The sequence below is a fragment of the Vibrio sp. SCSIO 43132 genome, from assembly GCF_019904195.1.
Lineage (GTDB): Bacteria > Pseudomonadota > Gammaproteobacteria > Enterobacterales > Vibrionaceae > Vibrio > Vibrio nigripulchritudo.
Window position 1 is genome coordinate 153499 of sequence record NZ_CP063199.1, and the last position, 23652, is coordinate 177150.

Annotated in this window: 8 protein-coding genes; 7 read left to right on the forward strand and 1 reads right to left on the reverse strand. The window is 49.1% G+C overall.

Features of this window, described 5'->3' with window-relative positions:
* Positions 1-68 precede the first annotated feature (68 nt).
* The 7 genes from INR79_RS00740 (at position 69) to INR79_RS00770 (ending at position 22675) form a co-directional block, all read left to right on the forward strand.
* A complete protein-coding gene (locus tag INR79_RS00740) occupies positions 69-1394 on the forward strand; it encodes a glycosyltransferase (RefSeq protein ID WP_223095548.1) in 1326 nt (441 codons plus the stop codon).
* A gap of 80 nt (positions 1395-1474) precedes the next feature.
* Positions 1475-3325: a non-ribosomal peptide synthetase gene (locus INR79_RS00745; RefSeq protein ID WP_262415366.1), complete on the forward strand. Its 1851-nt coding sequence runs from the start codon at positions 1475-1477 to the stop codon at positions 3323-3325.
* 56 nt (positions 3326-3381) lie between these two features.
* Positions 3382-12372 carry a non-ribosomal peptide synthetase gene (locus INR79_RS00750; RefSeq protein WP_223095552.1) on the forward strand — a complete coding sequence of 2997 codons (8991 nt, stop codon included), beginning with the start codon at positions 3382-3384 and terminating at the stop codon, positions 12370-12372.
* A gap of 3 nt (positions 12373-12375) precedes the next feature.
* Complete coding sequence (locus tag INR79_RS00755; protein ID WP_223095555.1) at positions 12376-15750, forward strand: non-ribosomal peptide synthetase; 3375 nt, start codon at positions 12376-12378, stop codon at positions 15748-15750.
* 2 nt (positions 15751-15752) lie between these two features.
* Positions 15753-21380, forward strand: coding sequence for a non-ribosomal peptide synthetase (locus tag INR79_RS00760; protein ID WP_223095557.1), 5628 nt, complete (start codon positions 15753-15755; stop codon positions 21378-21380).
* 60 nt (positions 21381-21440) lie between these two features.
* Positions 21441-22250, forward strand: a complete 810-nt coding sequence (locus INR79_RS00765) for a helix-turn-helix domain-containing protein (protein ID WP_223095559.1) — start codon at positions 21441-21443, stop codon at positions 22248-22250.
* 38 nt (positions 22251-22288) lie between these two features.
* Complete coding sequence (locus INR79_RS00770) at positions 22289-22675, forward strand: VOC family protein (RefSeq protein WP_223095561.1); 387 nt, start codon at positions 22289-22291, stop codon at positions 22673-22675.
* A gap of 290 nt (positions 22676-22965) precedes the next feature.
* Here the strand turns inward: INR79_RS00770 and trmH are convergent, their stop codons facing one another.
* Positions 22966-23652 carry a tRNA (guanosine(18)-2'-O)-methyltransferase TrmH gene (gene trmH, locus INR79_RS00775; RefSeq protein WP_004405949.1) on the reverse strand — a complete coding sequence of 229 codons (687 nt, stop codon included), beginning with the start codon at positions 23650-23652 and terminating at the stop codon, positions 22966-22968.

Genomic DNA, 23652 nt, shown 5'->3' on the forward strand with positions numbered 1-23652 from the left:
TAAAAAATAAATCAAAATAATAGTGTTGTTATTAGTTTTGGTATTTATAAATGGGCTTGGAACATTAAATGGCGAATATATTACTGGCTAGCCATTGGGTGGGAGGAGATATACTTCCTTTTATTCGAATGGGCGTGTATTTAAAAAAGCAGGGACATCAAGTTCGTGTTTTCAGTCATTATGGTTATAAGGATTGGGCTGACGAAGCTGGGCTGAATTTTACTGCTTGGGAAAGTGAGCAGGAATACCAACAGCTGCAAGTGGCTATACCAGATTTCCTTGAACCCTTCACCCAGCCACAACAATTCGAAGCTTTTCGGAATCAATATTTAAGCCCAGAGCGTCGCCTTAAAGAATTCAATATTATGGTCAAATGGGCTGCTGAGCCTGATACCGTGATCATTGGGCGCTGTCGCTCCAGTATTGCTGCCATGCACTTGTCTGAGGTGCACAAGATTCCTTACGTCAACGTGTATCTTGCCCCAAGCAATTTAAGCTACATGACGCTCATCAATCAAAGCTTTAAAGCGTTAGCAGACCGTGAAATCAATGAGTTAAGAAGTGAACTTGGTCTTAGTACCCAGTCCACATGGCTGGATTACCAGTGCTCAGTACCTCACAGTCTGGCACTCTGGAGTCACCTTTCAGAGTGGAAATCTGAAATCTCGGGGCAGTTAGCACCTGAAGCCATTGGTTTTCCGTTACCTCAACCTGACGAATCCAATGAGATACCGGACAGCATTGCCCACTTTCTGTCTCAATACCCTAACCCTATATTAATTACGGGTGGAACCAGCCAACTGATTTCAAGAGATTTTTATCGAATCGCGATAGAGGCCTGTGAGCGATATGACCGAGCGGCTATCGTCGTGACAGAACACGACCACTTACTCCCTAATACTTTGCCTTCGAAGGTTTTGAGAGCCAGAAGATTGCCTTTTGATAAGGTGTTTCCACATTGCTCTTTAGTTATTCACCATGGCGGAATTGGCAGTACCGCTCAGTGCCTAGCTTCAGGTGTCCCCCAGCTTGTCATGGCTCATATGACTGACGGACCTGATAACGCCAGAAGGGTTGAATCATTGGGAGTCGGTCGATTCCTGCCGCAATCTGACTGGAATGTAGAAACGCTTCGACAATCTATCGATGAACTTAGTTCTGGCTTGTTGAATGAGCGATGTGTTGAGGTGGCTCATCATATTAATCAGGAGCAGCCGTTTTCAGCAATCAATCATCTGGTTGAAACTTTGGTATCTGAAAAAAGCGGATACGTGTCGCCACCTGAGTTATCAGAAAAAAGACCTCAACCAGAATCTAATTCAGTAAATCCTGCGATAAAAAGAAAAATTAATAAAAGAGCACTGCTAGAGCGAAGGCTTAAAGCGAATAATTAAATACCGGTATTCAGATATTTCTTAAAGGTTATTTCAAAGAGATAGCTTTACATTTATGAATAATATTACGTGGAACAAATATGATTGATGGTTGTGATCAATATCAAAATATAAGCCTTCAACGATTGTTTGAACAAAGAGTGCTATTGTCGAAAGACAATAACGCAGTGGTCTTTAATAATCAGGCAATAAGCTTTAGCCAATTAGAAGAAAAAGCAAACAAGCTTGCCAATTTACTTATCAGTAGCCAGATAAAACCACAAAACAGAGTTGCCATTTTATTGGATCGCTCTATTGATACCATCGTTTCTATACTGGCGATATTAAAAGTCGGGGCGACGTACATTCCGATAGACCTGAATTACCCAAGCTCTCGCATTGAATACATGCTTGAAGACAGTCAGTGCCATGCAGTGTTGGTTGATGAGAGCGGTTTGGAATGTATGAATGCGATAAGCGTTCAATCTGATGTCTGCGTGGTTCGTGCTTCTGAATGTGAAGCCATTTCTTCGGGTTTTGATGCGCATACCAGCCAACCTTCTGATTTGGCTTATATCATTTACACTTCCGGTTCGACAGGAAAGCCGAAAGGCGTGTGTGTTACTCATCAAAACTTACTGAACTTTAATGCCGGCATGCAGGAAAGCATTGGTCTGGACAGTGTTGCCAGTATCGCGTCACTGACCACGGTATGCTTTGACATTTTTGTGCTCGAATCGATAGTTGCTCTCCTGCAGGGGTTATCTGTACACCTTGTGTCTGACGACCAACGTAAATCCGCCACGGCACTGGCGCAGGTGACTGAATCTGTAGATGCGCTTCAAATCACGCCATCGCATCTGACATTACTTTTGGAAAACCCCATGTTTACGGTGGCGCTGTCCAAACTCAATCTACTGCTGATTGGTGGCGAAGCTCTGCCGCAGCCTTTACTCGAAAAACTGCAAAGCGCGACCTCCGCGCGCCTATTCAACATGTACGGACCCACTGAAACCACCGTGTGGTCTTGCGTTCAGGAGCTTACCCATCGAAGCCAGGTGGATATTGGCCTCCCGATTCTCAATACGCAAGTTTACCTTCTGAATGAAGAAGCTCAGCCTGTTGAAGAAGGTGAGATAGGGGAGCTTTGCATTGCAGGAATGGGTGTCAGTGCAGGGTACTGGAAAAAGCCAGAGTTAACCGCCCAAAGCTTTGTACAACATCCTTTAGTCTCCAATAGGAAACTCTACAAAACAGGCGACTTAGGCGTGCGCCAACCCGATGGCAGCTATCAGTGCTTGGGGCGCAAAGATCACCAGGTCAAAGTCAACGGACATCGTATTGAGTTGGGTGATATTGAAAGCCATATCTTAGCCGTTTCTGGCGTCCAGCAAGTCGGAGTCGTCCTTTCACAGGCTGAGTTGGTGAAAGATAGCATTGCTGCATTTGTAGTGCTCCATTCTGGCGAGTCGCTCAGCTCGGGGCAAATTCGAGAAGCATTAGTATCAAAACTTCCCGATTACATGATCCCTAGCCATATCCAGCTGCTCACCACCTTGCCATTGACCGACAATGGCAAAGTGGATCGCAAGAGCCTTGCCCTGTACCCCATTCAGTCAATAGAACCCGTCGATGTGCCGGGCGCTTCGATGCCAGAAGCTGAAATCTCCGTTCCTGAAACTGACATTGAAGAAGAAGTTCACAGACTCTGGTGTGAAGTCTTCAATCGTTCTCCCATATGTTGTGAGCAAGGCTTTATGGCGATGGGGGGGACTTCAGTTCTGGCAATTCAGCTTCTAGGGGCGGTGCATTCCGAGCTGGGTATTGAAGTGAAGTTTTCCGACTTCATTACACGCGCAAACACCATTCGAGATCTGTCCGTATGGATAGAAGATCTGATTCTGGCAGACATGAGTGACGAAGAAATCGAAGCCCTGATGGCGTCTCAGTAACCATCAATCGAAATACAGCAATGAAAACAACCAGTCAGCAATAAGGCGAGCAATGTATGAGTGGTGAAAGAAAGGGAAGACTTTCGCTTTCCCAAGAGCAAAGAAAAAAGCTTCTGGCTAAACGTAAACTCAAACCGACGAGTGGGATCTCAAAGGTCAGTCGAGAGACTAACACTTTGCCGGTGACCGAGCTGCTACAGGATATGTGGGTGCTGGAAAGCCTGAATGAATCGGTGTCGACCAGCAACATTCCTTGTATGTATAGAGTAGAGAACTTTGATGCGAATGCGGTGCGAGAAGCGATGGATAAGGTGGTTCAACGGCATGAAAGCCTGAGAACCGTATTCAGAAACCAAGAAGGCAAGCTAAAGCAATGTGTGTTACCCGAAGTTCATTACGCCATTGACCAGTCTGTTGAGCTTTCAGACCCAAACGATCTTAACCACGTCATCCAGCAATTTATTGCCGAACCTTTTGATTTACACAATGGACCACTTTTCCGAATTCACGCCCTTCAGGGTGAAGATACCAAAGTTATCTTTGTTTTCTCGCATTTGATTTTTGATGGAGGCTCGATAGCAAACTTTGAGCGTGATTTTTTCCATCACTACCATTGCGGTTCAAATGAGACAGTACTTCCAGAGCTACCGATTCAGCAAGGGGACTATGCCCACTGGTTGCAACAAGATGCGCAACAAAATCGTCGTTCAGCGCACCTGGCGTATTGGAAGCAGCAGTTAAATCAGTGTGATGTTTCGCTGTCGCTCCCTTTTGATCGAATGCCCGGGATTCAGGCGGATACGGAGGTACGCCAGTGGGAGCATGTCTTGCCTGCTTCGCTGACCCAATGGCTGAAGCAGCGTTGCACAGAGCAGGGCATATCGCTGTACTCCACTTTGCTGTCGGCGTATTCGGTATTGCTACACCGCATCACAGGTCAGTCGGATCTCGCCATCGCGTCTGCGTTAACCAATCGCAACCGTCCAGAACTTCGCGAGTTGGTAGGTTTGTTTGCCGGAGAGGCGTTACTCAGGATTCAGCCAGACCCGCATCAGACCTTCTGGGAAGTGGCTCAAACCGTTCAGAAAACGGTATTTGATGCGATTGAACACAGCGATATTTCTCTTGGCCAGATAAACCGAGAACTCAACATTACACAAGACAGTCAGGACGGGCAGGTTGCGCGCACTTTGTTTCTGTTGCGTGAACATCGAAGCCATTTAGGTGAGCAATACCAGGCAGAAGGCTGGAGCCCTTATGGTGAGGAACGTCTTGGTAATGATCAAAACCGTTACGACTTAAGCCTGATCTGTCGAGATGAGTCTGATTCAATACGTGTGGCATTTAACTATAAGCCCGCGCTGTTTGACGAAAGCACCATTGCGCGTTTTGGCGAGATATTTGAGCATATTATTCAATGCCAGATGTCTTCGTCATCGTCGGTTGGCCAGTTGCCACTGCTGGATTTATCTCGGTTACTTGCTGATTCGGAGCGTTGGAATAAAACGCAAAAACCGTATCAAAGCAGCAAAACGCTTCACGCCATGTTTGAAGCGCAAGTGGAAAAAACACCAGACAACATCGCGCTCATATTTGGTGAGCACTCACTGACGTATCGCCAGTTAAACCAGCGAGCGAACCAGCTAGCGAGATTTCTTCAAGAAAGCTACCTGAATCGAAACCGACAGAGCTTATCTCCCAACACGCCTATCGCACTTTATCTGGATCGCAGCTTAGAGATGGTGGTCGGCATTCTGGCAGTGATGAAATCGGGCGGGGCTTATGTACCCATTGCTACTGATAACCCGGTTAAGCGTACTCGCTACATTTTTGAAGACACCAAAGCGCAATTCGTTCTGACGCAGCAAACGTGGGAAAAGTCAGTTTTAGAAACCATAGAAGGGCTGGGAACCGAATGCATCTGCATTGATAGCGTCGAGACCTACGCCAAACAGCCAGTTCAGAACTTGGATTCCCAAATCACCAGCCGCGACATGGCTTACATCATCTACACATCGGGTACTACCGGGCAGCCTAAAGGGGTGATGGTGCCGCATAACGGAGTCGTCAACCGAATCGAAGCACTGCAAAGCCAGTATCCACTGAGTGAGCATGACCGGGTTCTACAAAAAACGCCTTACACGTTTGATGTGTCGGTCTGGGAACTGTTGTGGGCGAACTGGACAGGTGCCGCCATCGTCATGTCAGCGCCTAAAGCGCATCAGTCTCCAGAACTGATATTGGAGACCATTCGTCATCACTCCATCACTCTGGTTCACTTTGTTCCCCCTATGCTGACTGGGCTGAGCCACTACCTTCAGCACGCTAATCTGTCTCTGCCATCCAGTGTAAAACGCGTATTTTGCAGCGGGGATGCACTGACTCCCGAGCACATCCGCCTGTTCAATGCCATCAATCAACACGGGGCAAGCCTGCATAACCAATACGGCCCGACAGAGGCATCCATCGAAGTCAGCTATTACGACTGCCAGCTTAACGAGACGGATACCGTGCCTATCGGTCAGGCTATCCAAAACGTTCAGCTATGGGTCATGGATCCGCACAGCGAGCAGCTTCAACTGTGTCCAGATGGTTTGCCGGGTGAGCTGTACATTGGTGGTGTTGCGGTAACCGACGGGTATCTAAATCGCGAGGTGTTGACACAGGAACGCTTTGTGGACAATCCCTTTGCTTCACAACAAGACATTCAGACGGGACGCAACAAGCTATACAAAACCGGCGATCTGGTTCGCCGCCGCGAGAATGGCGATCTGGAATATCTGGGGCGCAACGACTTTCAGGTTAAGGTGCGGGGGTACCGTATTGAACTTGAAGAGATCGAATCCGCGTTGCAAGCCCACCCAAGCATTCAGAATGCGTGTGTACACACCGTGGAGAAATCCGGTGAGAAGAAGTTGGTGGGATACTACACGGAAAAAGCTGCGCAGGTATCCGATGGCAGTCTGGAAGATGATGGGGTTGCCATCTGGAAAAGCGTGTACGAAGCCGAATATAAATCTGACAATCAGGCGATTGACCAATTCGACATTCGCGGCTGGAAAAGCTCCTTCACTCAAACGCCCATCCCTGCTGAAGAGATGAGGGAGTGGGTAGATGCAACGGTATCCAGAATTGCTAATTTGCGCCCTCGTCGCGTGTTGGAAATTGGCTCTGGCTCTGGTCTGATTTATTACCCTTTGCACTGCCAGTGCGAGCACTACATAGCCACCGATTTTTCTGAAAATGCGATTAAGCGACTTTCTCATGCCGCGTCGGTGCTGGGCTATGAGAGGAACAGTGAATTTGCAAGCTGCCCGGCAGATCAGATTGCTTTGTCACTGGAAGGGCAATCCGTTGATACCATAGTGATGAACTCGGTGTCTCAGTATTTCCCGAGTCAACAGTATCTCGACAAAGTGCTGAAACAAGCCATTGAGGGTATGAGCGATAAAGGGCAATTGTTCTTAGGAGACATCCGAGATTTGCGCCTGCTTGAAGCGTTTCACCTGGCAATCTTGTCCCACCGCTCTCCAGACAAACCTGCTCGTCAATTGGTGAAGCAAGCCAAATGGCTGGCATCAAAAGAAACCGAGTTAGCCATTGCCCCCGCTTACTTTTTAGCATTGTCGAACCAGTTTGATTGCGTGCAGTCAGTAGAGATTCTGCCAAAGCGTGGGCACGCAGAGCATGAAATGAATCGATTCCGGTTTGATGTGATCATCAAAGTGGACAAAACTTTGTCAACATCTTCAAAGTCAGATCTCGACTCGTTCCGCCATGTGACTCACACGCCCGATTTTCAATTGGACGATCTGCTGCAACAAAAAGAGCTGAAATATGAAGATCTGTGGGTGAGTGGCTACCCAGATCAGCGGGTTTGTTCTGTACTGGCGAATTTGAATGCAAGACCAGTTTCATTGGAATCCATCGCGTCAATCGAAGCTCTTCATAACCAAGTTAAGCGCTACGGTTACACACTTAAGGTTCTACATGCCAATGAAGCGAATCAGGCAGGCAAGCTGCATCTGTTCTTCTCTCGCAGAGACAAGGTGAACATCACTAATCTGGATTTGGGTACAGACATTTCCAGAGAGAATCTGACCAATACGCCCAACATTGCCTCTAAATCGCTGACATTTGGTGAACTTAGCGAATACTTATCCCAGCGACTTCCGGCTTACATGGTGCCAGCGGCGTTTGTTCCAATGAAAGCTTTTCCGCTGTCGAGTGCAGGTAAGCTAGATAGGAATGCGCTCCCAGAGCCTGAATTTGTCGACCAGAATAACTATGTGGCACCCGACAATGAGCAGGAATTGGCGCTCTGCCACATCTGGAAGCAAGTGCTGGGTGTAGAAAGCATTGGGGTCAACGACAACTTCTTCCGTATCGGTGGCGACAGCATCATTGCCATTCAACTCGTGTCCAAACTTCGTCAGGCGGGGTTCTCAGTTCAGGTCAAAGACATGTTTGACTGCCCGACCGTTCGCCAATTGAGCGAGCGTCTGTCAGAAGCCGCTCCAGTTACTCAAATCATCGCGGAACAAGGCACGCTAGAAGGCGAGTGTGCTTTGCTGCCTATTCAGCAGTGGTTCTTTGATAAGAAGCTTGAGAACCCACATCACTGGAATCAGGCGTTTATGCTGACAGTACCCAGTGGCTTGGATCACCAAACCCTTGAGAATGCCGTACATAAGCTGGCGAAGCAGCATGACATTCTCAGAGCGCGATTCAATCTTTCTGATAGCAAACCCGAGGAGAGTTACCACAAAGAGATAACTTTAGCGCCACTTGGCAGGCTGAACGCCATGTCGATGACGCAAGACGCAATAAGGGATCAACTGACTTGCTGGCAAAGCGACTTTGACTTGTCCCAAGGACCTCTGTGGCGCGCTGCATACATAGAAGGGTACTCCAATGGCGAAGCCAGGTTGTGGTTTGCCTTCCACCATCTGATCATAGATGCGGTGTCTTGGCGCATTCTGGCGGATGATCTGCAAGCACTGGTAAACGGCAGGACATTAGGTGACAAAACCAGTAGTTATCGCCAATGGGCAGATGCCGTTGCTCGCTACCCAGAATCCTACCCTGCAGAGCAGGAATACTGGAACCGAGTCGTCGCCGATTACTCACCCGAAGATTATGCTCAAACACCTCAGCACAAAGCGGAATTGAGCCTGTCGGAGCAAGAGACACATCAGCTTGTACACAGCGCGAATCAGGGGTATCAGACGGAAATTAACGATCTGCTGTTGACGGCGTTAAGCAATGCGATGACTGAGACGTTTGAACAGCCCGTTCATCACATTACGCTTGAAGGACATGGACGAGAACCGATTGACGAATCATTGGATATCTCCCACACGGTAGGTTGGTTTACCACGGCTTATCCGGTCAGGCTATGTACGCATTCTGAGCTGTCAAACACACTCATCTCCACTAAAGAGATGTTACGTGCCATTCCAGAAAAAGGCATCGGTTACGGCGCATTTGCCCCCATGTTGGCATCACATTCATTGCCTGATGTTTACTTCAACTATCTCGGGCAACTGGACAGCTCAGGTCAAACGGCGCTTTGGACTGTAACAGATGATGATGCCGGTGAGGTGATTGGTCGTCAGAACCAAGATTCTGCAAGGTTGAACATCAATGGTGGGGTCTTTAACGGTCGGTTGAAATTTGAGGTGCTTTCTCAACTGCCCCAAAACCAAACCACGAGTTTTGTTGACTCGTTCAAAGCTGCGCTGAAACGTGTTTTAGCACTGTGTGAGCAAACGACAAAAGCCGGGGGTATCAAAACCGCCAGTGATTTCCAATGTCCAAACCTCCACCAGCCACAACTTGAAGCCATTCAATCTGGCGTAAGCGGATCTGCCCGTCTTGAAGCCATATACCCTGCCAGCAGTTTGCAACAAGGGTTTGTTTACCATCACATCAGCCGCCCCGATGACGACGCGTATCGCCTTCAGGTGCTGGTGGACTATGAACGACACATTGACCACTCACTTTACCTACAGGCTTGGGAGTTAACCGCACAGCAGTATCCAGCGTTGCGTCTGGCGTTTCATTGGGATGGTGAGATTGTTCAGGTGATCAGTGATAAAGCGAATGTGAGTGAACGTTTTACTCTGCATGACTTCTCTGGGGTATCTGAATCCGAACACCATATACGAATCGATGACTTGCAGGCACAAGAGCGTCGCAAGCCGTTCGATTTATCAAAAACTGGGCTGTTCCGAGTCGCATTGGTTAAGCGGGCAGAGCGCCAATACACCTTGATTCAGACCGCGCACCACAGTGTGACGGATGGTTGGAGTAATCCTATCCTGCTGAAAACGGTGCAGCAGCACTACGATGCGTTGGTTCAGGGCTTAGAAGCAAGCATCAAGAAAGATACGGTTTATGACCGTGTTCAGGCGCATAAAGTGGCGCAGTACTCGACATCTCAGCGCTACTGGCAGGAGAAAGCCAGAAACTTACAGGCGGCGAATAACTTAAGCGTATTGCTTTCTGACCCTGCTGACTTGGATGAGGTTCGCTCACTTCGGGAACCCGCAGAGCTGACGCATCGCTTAGAAGGAGGGCACTTTGCTTCGCTCAAATCGGCGTGTCAGTTGCTAGGCGTGACGACCAACGTGGCACTTCAGTTTGCCTGGCATAAGTTGATTCAAATGACAACGCAGGACTCGCAAACCATTGTGGGTACGACGGTGTCGGGGCGCGATATTCCCATCGACGGAATTGAAGAGAGTGTCGGGCTCTACATCAACACGCTTCCTTTAGCTGTAACATGGGAAGAGTCATCCACCATCGCCGAAGTGCTAAGAAGCATTCATCGAAGCATTGCTGAATTAAACAGTTTCAGCAGCATGCCGCTGGCGGATCTTCAGAAAGACGGAAAGCGTCTGTTCCACAGCCTGTTTATTTTCGAAAACTACCCATCTTACGCCGATGACACCGCCTCGGGTTTGGCAGCGGATACCGTGCCTCGCAGCTGGAGCGATAAGATGGATTACCCGTTCTCCATCATGGCGTATGAGAAAGAAGGAGCGCTCAGCATCCAACTGGGTTTTGATAAAACTTTGTTGGACAAGAGATTGGCTGCTCGATTACTTGAACAACTAGAGTCAATCTTGCTCGCGGTAGCGGCAGACAGCCAGCAGTTGCATGATCAGATAACAGTGATCAGTGAGCAAGAAGCGCAGTGCCTGATTAATGACTGGAACCAAACCGATTCAGAACTTCCTGTTGAACCTACTTGGCACCGACTGTTTGAAGCGCAGGCTCAACAAACACCAGATGCCGTAGCACTGGTGCATCAGGAAGAAGTACTGACCTACCAAGCGTTGAATGAAAAAGCCAACCAGTTGGCGAACACACTTCGGGAGACGTATCAGCAACGTTACCAATCCGAACTGAAACCCGATACCCCCGTTGCCCTATTTATGGAGCGAAGCAGTGAAATGCTGATTGCCATACTGGCGGTGCTGAAAGCGGGAGGAGCTTATGTCCCTGTTTCGCCGGAATACCCGAAAGAGCGGGCGCAGTTCATCTTTGAAGATACCGCCGCGCCTTTGGTGCTGACTCAGCAAAGCAAATTGAGTGAGCTGGACAGCTGGCTCAACGAGCTACCTGCGCTGCCTGAATTGATTGCAGTGGACAGCCCGTCAGCGTATGAGGGGCAATCAACGGGTAACCTTGACTTGTCCATATCAGGCAACGACTTGGCGTACGTTATCTACACCTCTGGCACGACTGGAAAGCCAAAGGGCGTCATGATGCCGCACTCTGCCTACGCAGACTTTATCCATCAATATCACCAGTCTCTGGGGGCAAAGCCTGTTTCCTTGGTCAGCCTGACGCAATACACCTTTGATATTTTTGGGCTGGAATACGGGTTGCCGCTGCTGTCGGGCGGCACAGTCTACCTGTCGGACATTCATCAAGCGCCTGACACGCTATCCAGCCACGCCTTGAAGACCAATGTTCTTCAGCTCACACCATCGGTGTGGTCAGTGCTGCAAGTGGCTTTGCCTGAGTCGGCCGATTTATCTCATATCACTGTGATAGTCGGCGGAGAAAGCGGCTCTGAAGCCTTGTATCAAAGCCTGTCTCAGCGTTTTCAGAAGGTGATTCAGGTTTATGGCCCAACCGAAGCCTGTATCTGGAGCACTCAGTCGGAGTACCAACGAGGTAAAGCTAACCTTATCGGAACCCCTTTAAACAACGAAAGCTGCTATGTGCTATCCACTCAAGGCAAGCTGTGCCCAATTGGTGTGCCTGGAGAACTGCACATTGGCGGAGTAGGGCTGGCACGCGGTTATCTCAACCGAGAAGCACTGACGCAAGAGCGCTTCATCACCAGCCCGATAGCAGGGCACGAAGAGCGCTTGTACAAAACAGGCGACCTGGTGCGCTGGCGTCACGATGGTCAACTGGAATACATCGGTCGAAATGACTTTCAGGTGAAAATCCGAGGTCACCGTATTGAGCTGGGTGAAATCGAAGCTGTGCTACTGGAAGAGGCAACGGTGCAGCAGGCGGTGATCATCGACCGAGAGAAAGAGGGTGAAAAATACTTATCAGCCTATATTGTCAGCGACACCACGCTGGATGTTGAACGCATCAGGCAAACCCTGTCTGCTTCCCTTCCTGACTTTATGGTGCCGTCGACGTTCACTCAGATTGATGCCATTCCGCTGACCATGAACGGTAAGTTAGACCGCCGAGCCTTACCAGAACCCGAGTGGTCTGCCAGCGACAGCTACACCGCACCGGAAACCAAACTGGAAATCGCGCTGTGTGGTATCTGGCAGGAGGTGTTGGGTGCAGAACGAGTCGGCATACATGACAGTTTCTTCCAGGTAGGGGGGAACTCCATCAACGCCATTAAAGTGGTCAGCCAGATCAATCGCCACCCCTTGGTTCGAGGTCGTCTAGAACTGATTCATCTGTTTAATTTGAAAACCATTGCTGAATTGCACGTGCATCTGCAAGCCCAACAAGACTCGGGTTTCTTAGATCAGCAAGTTAACGAAATGAGTATTTAAGCCATGTTAGATCTAATCAATAAAATCAAAACCAATGAGTTGTCTGTATGGGTGGAAGATGGCGCGATCAAACTCGCGTTTGGTGCCGATAAACCTTCCGAAGAGATGCTGGCCGCCATCAAAGCGAGTAAGCCTCAGTTATTGGAAGTTTTAGAAAACAATCAGATTTTCTCCAAGCACGACTTCTGGGGTAAAGAGATCTTCTCCGTTTCAGAGAGCAAAGGCGCGCTTTCCTTTGCTCAGGAAAGAATGCTCTTCATCGAACAGTTTGAGCAGGGAACGGACGCTTACCATATTCCCTACACCGTGGAGTTATCTGACGACATTCAGTTACCTCAACTGCTCTCGGCGTTTCAATACATCGTGGATCGCCACCCGGTACTCAAGTCCTGTTATCAGCAGAGTGAAGAGGGGCAATTCTCTTTGCATGAAAGCACTCAGCCTGTCGCAATGCCCGTGCGATTGGCAGACTCGTTTGATGCATTTAAGCAGGCGTTAGCCGAAGACGTTGCACGTCCATTTGAACTGGATAGAGAGCCACCGTTACGTCTTATCCAGTACAAGGTAGGAGACAAACAATATCTGTTGATGCTGTGGCATCACATCGCCTTTGATGGCTGGTCGACAGACATATTTCTGCGCGAACTATCCCAAGTCTATACCGCATTAAAAGCAGGCAAGCAGCCCGTATTTCCTGCGCTGGAGATCGACTATAGTGATTATGCATTCTGGCAGCGACATCAACTAGAAAGTGATGAGACAGGCAACCAAACCGAATATTGGAAAAACACACTTTCTGGTTTCGAAACCTTAGCCCTACCGACCGATTTCCCAAGACCATCAAAAGTGGATTATCGCGGGAACAATGTATCGCTGGCACTTTCCCCTGAGCTGTCTAATCAACTCAAATCCTTAGCGCGCGAACACGACACAACCTTGTATGTGGTGATGCTGAGTGCGTTTTACGTCGCACTGGCTACGTTGTCTGGTCAGGAAGATCATTTGGTGGGGACACCGTCGGACAATCGACACCTTCCTCAGACTCAAGATCTGATTGGATTCTTTGCTACCTCTCTGGTGCTGCGATCTCAGGTAAAAAGCGACAACAAAGTGTCTGACCTCATCAAGCAGGTACACGAAGTCATGACCAGCGCCAAAGCGAATCAAGACGTGCCATTCGAGCGATTGATTGATGTATTAAATGTTGAGCGCGATATGTCGCGTCATCCTCTGTTTCAGGTGATGTTTGGCATGCAAAGCTTTGGTCATCAAGAACTCAGTCAGGACGCATTGCCGTTTGAATCGGTGGATTTGGGAGACGAAGGCTTTTACTCGCCCGCGAAGTTTGATCTGACTTTGCATGTTGATGATGGGCATCAGGCTCTGAAAGTCGGGCTGGATTATGCGGTAAGTTTGTTTGAGCGGGCTACTGCTGAACGCATTCTGGCGTTGTATCAGCAAATTCTGGCCGGGTTTGTCCGTAATGCTGAGCAAAGCATCGCTGAGTTAGACGTATTAACCGACAGCGAGAAGCAGTTATTTATCGACTGGAACCAAACCGATTCAGAACTTCCTGTTGAACCTACGTGGCACCGACTGTTTGAAACGCAGGTTGAACAAACGCCAGATGCCGTAGCGCTGGTGCATCAGGAAGAAGTACTGACCTACCAAGCGTTGAATGACAAAGCCAACCAGTTAGCGAACACACTTCGGGAGACGCATCAGCAGCATTACCAATCCGAACTGAAACCCGATACGCCCGTTGCCCTATTTATGGAGCGCAGCAGTGAAATGCTGATTGCCATACTGGCGGTGCTGAAAGCGGGAGGGGCTTATGTCCCTGTTTCGCCGGAATACCCGAAAGAGCGTGCGCAGTTCATTTTTGAAGATACCGCCGCGCCTTTGGTACTGACTCAGCAAAGCAAATTGAGTGAGCTGGACAGCTGGCTAAACGAGCTTTCTGCTCTACCGGAGCTGGTTGCAGTGGACAGTCCGTCAGCGTATGAGGGGCAATCAACGGATAATCTGGATGTAGCTATCTCAGGCAATGACTTGGCGTACGTCATCTACACCTCTGGTACCACTGGAAAGCCGAAAGGCGTCATGATGCCGCACGCTGCGTACGCAGACTTTATTCATCAATACCACCAGTCTCTGGGCGCAAAGCCTGTTTCCCTGGTCAGCCTGACGCAATACACCTTTGACATCTTCGGGCTGGAATACGGGTTGCCGCTGCTGTCGGGCGGCACAGTCTACCTGTCGGACATTCATCAAGCGCCTGACACGCTATCCAGCCACGCCTTGAAGACCAATGTTCTTCAGCTCACACCATCGGTGTGGTCAGTGCTGCAAGTGGCTTTGCCTGAGTCGGCCGATTTATCTCATATCACTGTGATAGTCGGCGGAGAAAGCGGCTCTGAAGCCTTGTATCAAAGCCTGTCTCAGCGTTTTCAGAAGGTGATTCAGGTTTATGGCCCAACCGAAGCCTGTATCTGGAGCACTCAGTCGGAGTACCAACGAGGTAAAGCTAACCTTATCGGAACCCCTTTAAACAACGAAAGCTGCTATGTGCTATCCACTCAAGGCAAGCTGTGCCCAATTGGTGTGCCTGGAGAACTGCACATTGGCGGAGTAGGGCTGGCACGCGGTTATCTCAACCGAGAAGCACTGACGCAAGAGCGCTTCATCACCAGCCCGATAGCAGGGCACGAAGAGCGCTTGTACAAAACAGGCGACCTGGTGCGCTGGCGTCACGATGGTCAACTGGAATACATCGGTCGAAATGACTTTCAGGTGAAAATCCGAGGTCACCGTATTGAGCTGGGTGAAATCGAAGCTGTGCTACTGGAAGAGGCAACGGTGCAGCAGGCGGTGATCATCGACCGAGAGAAAGAGGGTGAAAAATACTTATCAGCCTATATTGTCAGCGATACCGTGTTGGATGTTGAACGCATCAGGCAAGCCCTGTCTGTCTCCCTTCCAGACTTTATGGTGCCGTCGACGTTCACTCAGATTGACGCCATTCCGCTGACCATGAACGGCAAATTAGACCGCCGAGCCTTACCAGAACCAGAGTGGTCAGCCAGCGACAGCTACACTGCACCGGAAACCGAACTGGAAATCGTGTTGTGTGGTATCTGGCAGGAGGTGTTGAGTGCAGAGCGAATAGGCATTCATGACAGCTTCTTCCAGGTAGGGGGGAACTCCATCAACGCCATTAAAGTGGTCAGCCAGATCAATCGCTATCTCGGGCATTCCCTTCGACTTGAGCTGGTGAATTTATACACCACTAAAACCATTGGTGAGCTGGCTCAGTTTATTGAAGAGAACCAGAAACATAGCTTCCTGGAAGAACAAGATAACGAAATGAGTATCTAGATATGTATGAGCTAGTCAATCGAATCAAAGCCAGCAATATGTCGGTCTGGGTCGAAGACGAAGCGATTAAGCTGGCGTTTTCTGGTGACAAGCCGTGCCCTGAATTACTGGATGAAATCAAAGCCAATAAACCTGAATTATTGGCGTTGCTCCAGTTGAATAAAGTCGCCTCCAAGTACGATTTCTGGGAGAGAGAGATACTCAGGTTGCCGTCAAAGCCCAATGTGCTTTCGTTTTCTCAGGAAAGAATGCTCTTCATTGAGCAGTTTGAACAGGGTACTGATGCTTACCACATTCCTTACGTGTTTGAGCTGGATGATGATGTTGACCTGTCGGCGTTGGAGCAGGCGTTTCAGTTTATGGCAGAGCGCCACACGGTACTGAATTCTGTCTATCTGTCGGATGAACAAGATCAGCCGTATGTGCATCACTTAAACGAGGCTGCCTCCATCAAAGTGGAGGTTCTGCCCGAAGACGCGTCATTAAAACAGACATTCGATACCGAGATTGCCCAGCCGTTTGATTTGACGGCTGAGCCACCGATGCGGCTGATTCGGTATATTGGCGCAGAAAAAAACTACTTACTGGTGATTTGGCATCACATCGCCTTTGATGGCTGGTCGACAGATGTATTTCTTGATGAGTTGGCACCTGTCTATCAAGCCTATCATTCTGGGCAGCGCCCTGATCTTGCTGAGCCAGTGCTGGATTTTAGTAACTATGCTTTGTGGCAGCGCCAGCATCTTCAAGGTGACAATTTAGATAAACAGCTCGCTTACTGGACTCGGCAACTTTCTGATGTAGAAAATCTGGCTCTGCCTACGGATCACCCGAGACCCGCCAGTGTGGATTATCGTGGGCAAGATGTGGTGTTTACCTTTGAAGGAGAGCTGTCTCGTCAGTTACGAGAGCTCGCTCGCGAACGAGACACTACCTTGTACACCGTGCTCCTTAGTGGCTTTTATACGACGTTAGCCATGTTGTCTGGGCAGAAAAGTCTTATCGTGGGTACTCCTTCTGACAATCGTCACTACCCTCAGGTAGCAAATCTGATCGGGTACTTTGTGAATACCTTGCCTTTGCGCGCAGATGTATCTCTTTCGCAGAGTGTTAAAGACTTTATCGCTGACGTTCATCGAACGGTTTTTGATGCCAAAGGGCATCAGGACCTACCATTTGAGCAAATGGTTGAAGCGCTGAACGTAGAAAGAGATATGTCCCGACATCCTGTTTTTCAGGTGATGTTTGCGGTGCAAAGCTTTGGTGAGAAAGGGCTGAAAGAGAACCCTTTGCCTTTTAAGCAAGCTCAGTTTGACGAAGTTCGCTCTAAAACCAACCCTGCTAAATTCGATTTGAGTATGTATCTGGATGACGGTGAAGACGACATCTACGGTAGCATCAATTTCGCGACTAGCCTGTTTGATGAAGCGTCTATCCGCCGTTTCATCAAGGTCTTCATGTGCGTGCTGAACGGGTTCGCTGAAAACAGCCAGCAAGCACTGGGGCAAATCGATATTCTCTCAGAAGAAGAAAAGGATACTCTGCTGAATGACTGGAATAACACTGAGGCGGACTACCCATCGCGCAATCTGTTTGAAGGTTTCTTTGAGCAGGCAGAGAACCATCCCAATGCTACCGCGGTTATCTCATCCGAAGGGGATTACAGCTATCAGGAAGTAAGCCAGCATGTGTTGTCCCTGACTCATGCATTGACTCAATCTGGTGTTCAAAGAGGGGAGCTGATCGGGGTTCTGACCGAGAAGAGTGAACTGCAGGTGGTGTCTACTCTGGGGATTATGGCTGTCGGTGCGGCTTATTTGCCGCTTAATGTTGCCTGGCCGGCATCTCGTCTTCACGATGTATTGCAAGCTGGTGGCGTATCTCGACTGGTGATCTCAAAGGCGCAATATCATCAGCTTCAAATGGCAGAAGGTTCCCAGCAAAGCACCGACCCGCATTGGCTGAACGCTTACCAGCTTATTCTTGTTGATGACGCGATATCACAGCCTGCGCCTGAAAACTGGCAAAAATCACTTCCCAACGTGCAACCGGAGGAGCTGGCATACGTTATTTTTACCTCTGGCAGCACGGGAAAACCCAAAGGGGTGGTGATCAGCCACGATGGCGCCATGAATACCATTGAAGCGGTGAATCAGACTTTCAATGTTCAGGCGCACGATCGGGTATTGGCCTTGTCTGATTTGAGCTTTGATCTGTCTGTTTACGATCTGTTTGGCACTTTAGCGGCGGGTGCTGCCATTGTGTTTCCAGACCAGTCGGAGGTTCAGAGCCCGAGCCGCTGGGCAGATCTGGTTGAGGCACATCAGGTGACCATCTGGAACTCCGTTCCTCAGCTCGCACAGCTTCTGGTGGAAGAGGCAGAACTGACTGCCAACAAACTTCGTACCCTTCGAGTGGTGCTGATGAGTGGCGACTGGATCCCTCTTCAGCTCCCGAATCAGCTTAAAGCCCTCATTCCAGGTGTCTCTCCTATCTCTCTAGGCGGAGCAACAGAAGGCAGTATCTGGTCCATCTGGTATCCAATTGAAGAAGTGAAACCCGACTGGACAAGCATTCCCTATGGCTTGGCTATGCCTAACCAGACGATGTGGGTACTGAATGAGTTTGGTGGGCATTGCCCCGTTGGCGCGACTGGCGAAATCCATATCGGCGGAGTAGGGGTTGCTAAAGGGTATTACAAAGATCCGGTTCGCAGTGAGGCGCAGTTCTTTGATCATCCAACGTTAGGTCGGCTCTACCGGACGGGTGATTTAGGAAGCTGGAATCAAAATGGGTACATCGAATTCAAAGGGCGCAAAGATTTTCAGGTAAAAGTCCGAGGGTACCGAGTTGAGTTGGGTGAAATCGAGACTCTGCTTTGTCAGCAACCATCGCTTAAGCATGCGGTAGTCATTGATGTTGAGCGCAATGGTGTAAAAACACTGGCGGCATATGTGGTACCAGAAGGCAATGGCGAGTGTGACTTTGAAACTCTGAAAACCGTCGCTACAGAACAACTGCCAGAATATATGGTGCCGTCCACTTTTACCGCCATTGAGGATGTCCCGCTCACAGCCAATGGCAAATTGGATCGCAAAGCGCTTCCCGAACCTGTTTGGCAGTCCGTGGATGTATATACACCGCCAGATTCTCCGCTAGAGCAATTGCTTGTGAACACATGGCAAGACGTTTTGAGTATCGAACGTGTCGGCACGCAGGATAATTTCTTCCATATTGGTGGTAACTCCATTGCTGCCATCCGCATGATCAGCATGCTGAATCGGGCGCTCTCTGAACATGCTGAGTTTGAACAAATTCGAAAACTAACCGTAACGGATTTGTTCAGGCATCCAAACATTGTTGGCTTGGCGACGTATCTGGAAGGTGAGGGTGAAGAAGAACATTCTGGGTTACTTCACTGCTTAAAACGCAGCAAAACCAAGAAAAAACAGCTGATCTGTGTCCCTTATGGTGGTGGAAGCCCGATTGCGTATCAGCCACTTGCCAGTTGCCTACCGGATGACTTTTCTCTATACGCCTTAAACTTTCCTGGGCACGACTTCGCAAGAGCCGATGAATCGCTTATGCCATTGCCTCTGATAGCTGAGCTGTGTGTGGAGGAGATCCTGAGTGGCATTGAAGGGGACGTATACCTGTTCGGTCATTGTGTCGGAGGCGCTCTGACGCTGGAGATTGCTCGCAGGTTGGAGTCTCAGGGAAGACAGGTTCACGGTGTGTTCCTGGGGGCGACATTCCCATTCCCTCGACTGCCTTTTGCCGCTTTAGAGTCTTTGAGGCAGTGGATTCCGTTTGACCGTCTGATTTCCAATCGCCTTCGATTTGAATCCATTCTGTCTTTAGGGGGCTTTTCTGAATCGTTAGAAGAAGACGAGCTCGACTTTATGATGTCGGCCATGCGGCAGGATGTCAGTGATGCGGAGGATTTCTACACTCAAGCGAACCTATCTCCTGAACAGTACCAAATTCAGGCACCGATTCTGTCTATCTATGGAGATAAGGACAAGAGTACGGAGTTTTTTGAAGAGAGGCACCAAGACTGGCAGGCATTTTCTTCGGATGTGGATTTGGAAGTATTGCCAGACGCAGGGCACTTTTTCATTAAACATCAGCCCCATGAGCTGAGCCGAATCTTAGACCGTCAGATAACCAAATGGCAGTCGGATAAGCACCATCCCAGCAGCGAACCACCGGAGAAAGAGCATTCGAAAAGTCAGGAAAGCTTCTCTTTTAGTGGTTGGCTACAAGGCAAGCGAGCGGAGCAAGAGACTAATCCCAGCCTAACGCTGTTTTTCATCATCGTATTTGGGCAATTTATGTCGATGCTGGGCACGGGAGTAACGGCATTTGCATTGGGTACCTGGGTGTATTTGCAAACGGGGTCGGTGACCGAGTTTGCGTACATTTCTGTGTTTGCTCTGTTGCCCGGTATTCTGATGTTGCCCTTTGCCGGGGCGCTGGTCGACCGCTGGGACAGGCGGATCATTCTGATGCTCAGCGATACCATTTCTGTCTGCGGTACGCTCTTTATCTTCTTTATGATGACTACCAGCGAGCTTCAGATTTGGCAGATCTACACTGTTGTCGCCATCAGTTCGATAGGACAAGCGTTCCAGCGACCCGCCTATATCGCCACCATTGCCCAGCTGGTACCCAAGCGCTATCTGGGACGAGCTAATGGTCTGGCTCAGTTGGCTTCGTCTACCAGTCAGGTAATCGCAGTCTTTGCGGGTGGGTATCTGTTCCTGGAAATTGGACTGAGAAACGTGTTGATGCTCGACATCACAGCGTTCTGCGTGGCGTTCACGACATTACTGCTGATTCGGTTCCCTAATCGGATGTTCAAAAAGCGCGAGTTGCCGCTGATTCAGGAAATCATGGAAGGCTGGCAATACATTCTGCAACGCAAAGAAATGGTTGCCATGGTTATTTTCTTCGCCGTTTATAACTTTGCGTTCAGTGCCATTATGGTGCTTGGCACACCGTTGATTTTATCGGTCGGTGAAGCCGATTTGCTAGGACGAGTTCTGGCGTTTGATGGCATTGGTCAGCTGGTTGGTGGATTGCTGATGGGGATCTGGGGCGGCACCAGATTGAGAGCCCACGGAATGATTGGGTTTACCCTTCTGACTGGCGTGTCGATGATGATCGCAGGCTTGATGGCGCAGCAATTCTTCTTAATGCTGGGTTTCTTCGGAATTGGTATGTCTCTGGCGCTTGTTAACGCCCACTGGCAATGTTTGATTCAAGTAAAAGTGGGGCTGGAACTTCAAGGGCGGGTCATCGCCACTAATCAGATGATGTCCTGGTCGATGATGCCGCTAGCGTATTTTGTGATTGGCTACATGGCTGAGCATGTGGTAGAGCCTTTTGTTTATGGCGATTCACCAGTGGCTGAGCTGATTTCCTCTGCATTGGGGGAAAGGGAAGGGCTTGGTGTTGGCGTATTACTGGCGGGGCTCGGGGCATTTGCTGTCTTATGGGGTATCGCAAGTTTGTTGTATCGCCCGCTGAGGTTGATGGAGCAGCGTTTGCCTGATGTGATTCCTGACGAATTACCAGTAGCAGAGGGGATTCGGTCAACTTCAATGAAAGAGAGTACTGCGTCCTAAGTTAGGAAAAGGGTGGGGTTTGAGGTAGATTTATAGCTATTGAGGCAATAAGGATATGCCGTGGCTTCCTCGAACTACCACCCCATTCAAGGCAATGTGCACATTCAGGATGGATACCAGACATTGGTGCCGCCAGAGCCAGTTTCGCAGATAGTGCAAAGCTTCTGGCAGTTGAATGTGCCCTGTGGTCGGTATGTGTACCACAGTATTCCAGATAATTGTGTCGACTGGATAACGCGAGTAGACAACCCGCAGGAGAGCGTTTTCATTCCTCCGTTTTTATCGGCAAATCCATTTCAGCTCGAAGGTCCTGTTTCCTATTTTGGCATGCGTTTTCAACTCTTGGGCTATCAGGCATTAACGGCTCATCCGCTGGAAAGTTGGGCAAGTGAAGTTCAGGGGCTATCGGTATTAGATTTGCTTCCTTCGGACTACAGTGATGCAGTTCAACGTTTTCTGGTGGAAAATCCAGACTTCTATTCGCGTTGCGGCGCTATAACGCAATGGCTTACGCGAGTTGCTTCGCCTAGTGTTATCGATGCACGTTTAGCGAACTTTCTCAATTTCTCTAGAGCAACGGCGGGGAGTATGGCACTTTCTGATGTGCACTGTCAGGAGCTTGGAATATCGTCGCGTCAGCTCAGAAGGGTAGTTCGGCATCATCTTGGCGTGTCTCCAAGAGAATTTCAGCAAGTCATGCGGTTTCAACACGCAATCAAGCAGCTTGAAAATACTCCGGAGGAGAATGCCTGGGCTGACTTCTATTACGACCAGTCCCATTTTATTCGCGACTGCCAGCGCTTTATGGGAATGACCTATCTGCAGTTTCGCAATATGTCCGTTTTGTACAATTCAGAAGAGTCCGATTAATTCACACTGAACTTGTTTACTACAGCAAGGAGAGAGTGATGATTGATGTACAAGCGATGTTTCCAGTGATGGTGGCGAATGATCTGGAAGCGCTCAAACACTTTTATGAAGTGACATTTGGTTTTACAGCCGTGTTTTATGACCCTGAATTCTATTTGCATCTTGTGTCAGAGAGCGGCATTCAATTGGGGTTCTTAGTCCCTTCCCATGCGACACAACCGGAGTTTCTTCACCCTCAAATGGGGAAGGATGGGTACGTGATTTCATTGGAGGTTGCCAATGCACAAACGGCTTATGAATGGGCGATGGAAAACAAACTCACGCTGGCGATGCCCTTAAAAGAAGAAGTCTGGGGGCAGATACATTTTATGGTGGAAGACCCGGCAGGCTTTAGAATTGATGTTGTTGAGCACGTGTCTCAGTAGATATAAAAAGAAAGTAGCTAGGGTCTGTTGACCTTTCGAGCTGATTTTTGCAGCCATTTGTGGGTGCTTTATACAAGGCAACGCTTATTCGGTGTAGCCGCTCTACATCAATAAGCGGTAACACAGTAGAAAGGAGCCACAAATGCTGCCCGAAGGGTTCGTTTCTATGTGCTTTACTCTTTGTTGCAAGGTATTTGCTTAGAATGACTAAGCTAAAGACCTTGCGCCGCGATTAAATCACATAGAACTCGAACAAAACTTAACCGCGAAAGGTTAACAGACCCTGATGACTACTTTCTTTGCATTTCTGCCCACCAAGCTTCATCAGCCACGATTTGACCTTCTTCATCAAGAGGAGGGTAAGGTAGCCCTTTGCGCTTGGCGACTTTCGCCAATACCGGATGCCCTCGTTCAAACAGAATTCGATGAATGGTTTCTTCTGGCAGGGCGTGCTCACTGCGATCGTACATTCCCGCATTCTGACGCTGACGCTGTGCTTCAAACAAGATCAGCGCACTGGCGACCGATACGTTCAGAGACTGCACCATACCGACCATAGGAATGATGATGTCCTGATCCGCCATGGATAGAGCGTGCTTGGTGATGCCATGCTTTTCGCCGCCTAGAATAACTGCGGTTGGTTTGGTGTAGTCAATCTCACGAAAGTCCACAGCCGTGTCTGACAGGTTGGTTGCCAGAATCTGCATGCCCTGACCTTTCAATACGCCTACGGCGTCGTCAATGGACTCGTGGGTATCTACTTCAACCCAGTTTCTTGCTCCTGCAGAGGTATGGCTTAGGGTACGCATTTTTGGATCCGGCCACACAGCGTGTACTTTATGAACGCCTGCGGCGTCGGCACTGCGGATGATGGCGGAGACATTGTTGGGTTTGTGGACTTCTTCCAGACACAGGGTTAAATCTGGCTGGCGCGCTTTAAGCACGGTTTGAATGCGATGGTAACGGTCTAAATTCAT

What these genes read in the sequence shown, in the direction of transcription:
- INR79_RS00740 (WP_223095548.1), top strand. Translation starts at nt 69, where the DNA reads ATGGCGAATATATTACTGGCTAGCCATTGGGTGGGAGGAGATATACTT.
- INR79_RS00745 (WP_262415366.1), top strand. Translation starts at nt 1,475, where the DNA reads ATGATTGATGGTTGTGATCAATATCAAAATATAAGCCTTCAACGATTG.
- INR79_RS00750 (WP_223095552.1), top strand. Translation starts at nt 3,382, where the DNA reads ATGAGTGGTGAAAGAAAGGGAAGACTTTCGCTTTCCCAAGAGCAAAGA.
- INR79_RS00755 (WP_223095555.1), top strand. Translation starts at nt 12,376, where the DNA reads ATGTTAGATCTAATCAATAAAATCAAAACCAATGAGTTGTCTGTATGG.
- INR79_RS00760 (WP_223095557.1), top strand. Translation starts at nt 15,753, where the DNA reads ATGTATGAGCTAGTCAATCGAATCAAAGCCAGCAATATGTCGGTCTGG.
- INR79_RS00770 (WP_223095561.1), top strand. Translation starts at nt 22,289, where the DNA reads ATGATTGATGTACAAGCGATGTTTCCAGTGATGGTGGCGAATGATCTG.
- trmH (WP_004405949.1), bottom strand. Translation starts at nt 23,652, where the DNA reads ATGAATTTAGACCGTTACCATCGCATTCAAACCGTGCTTAAAGCGCGC.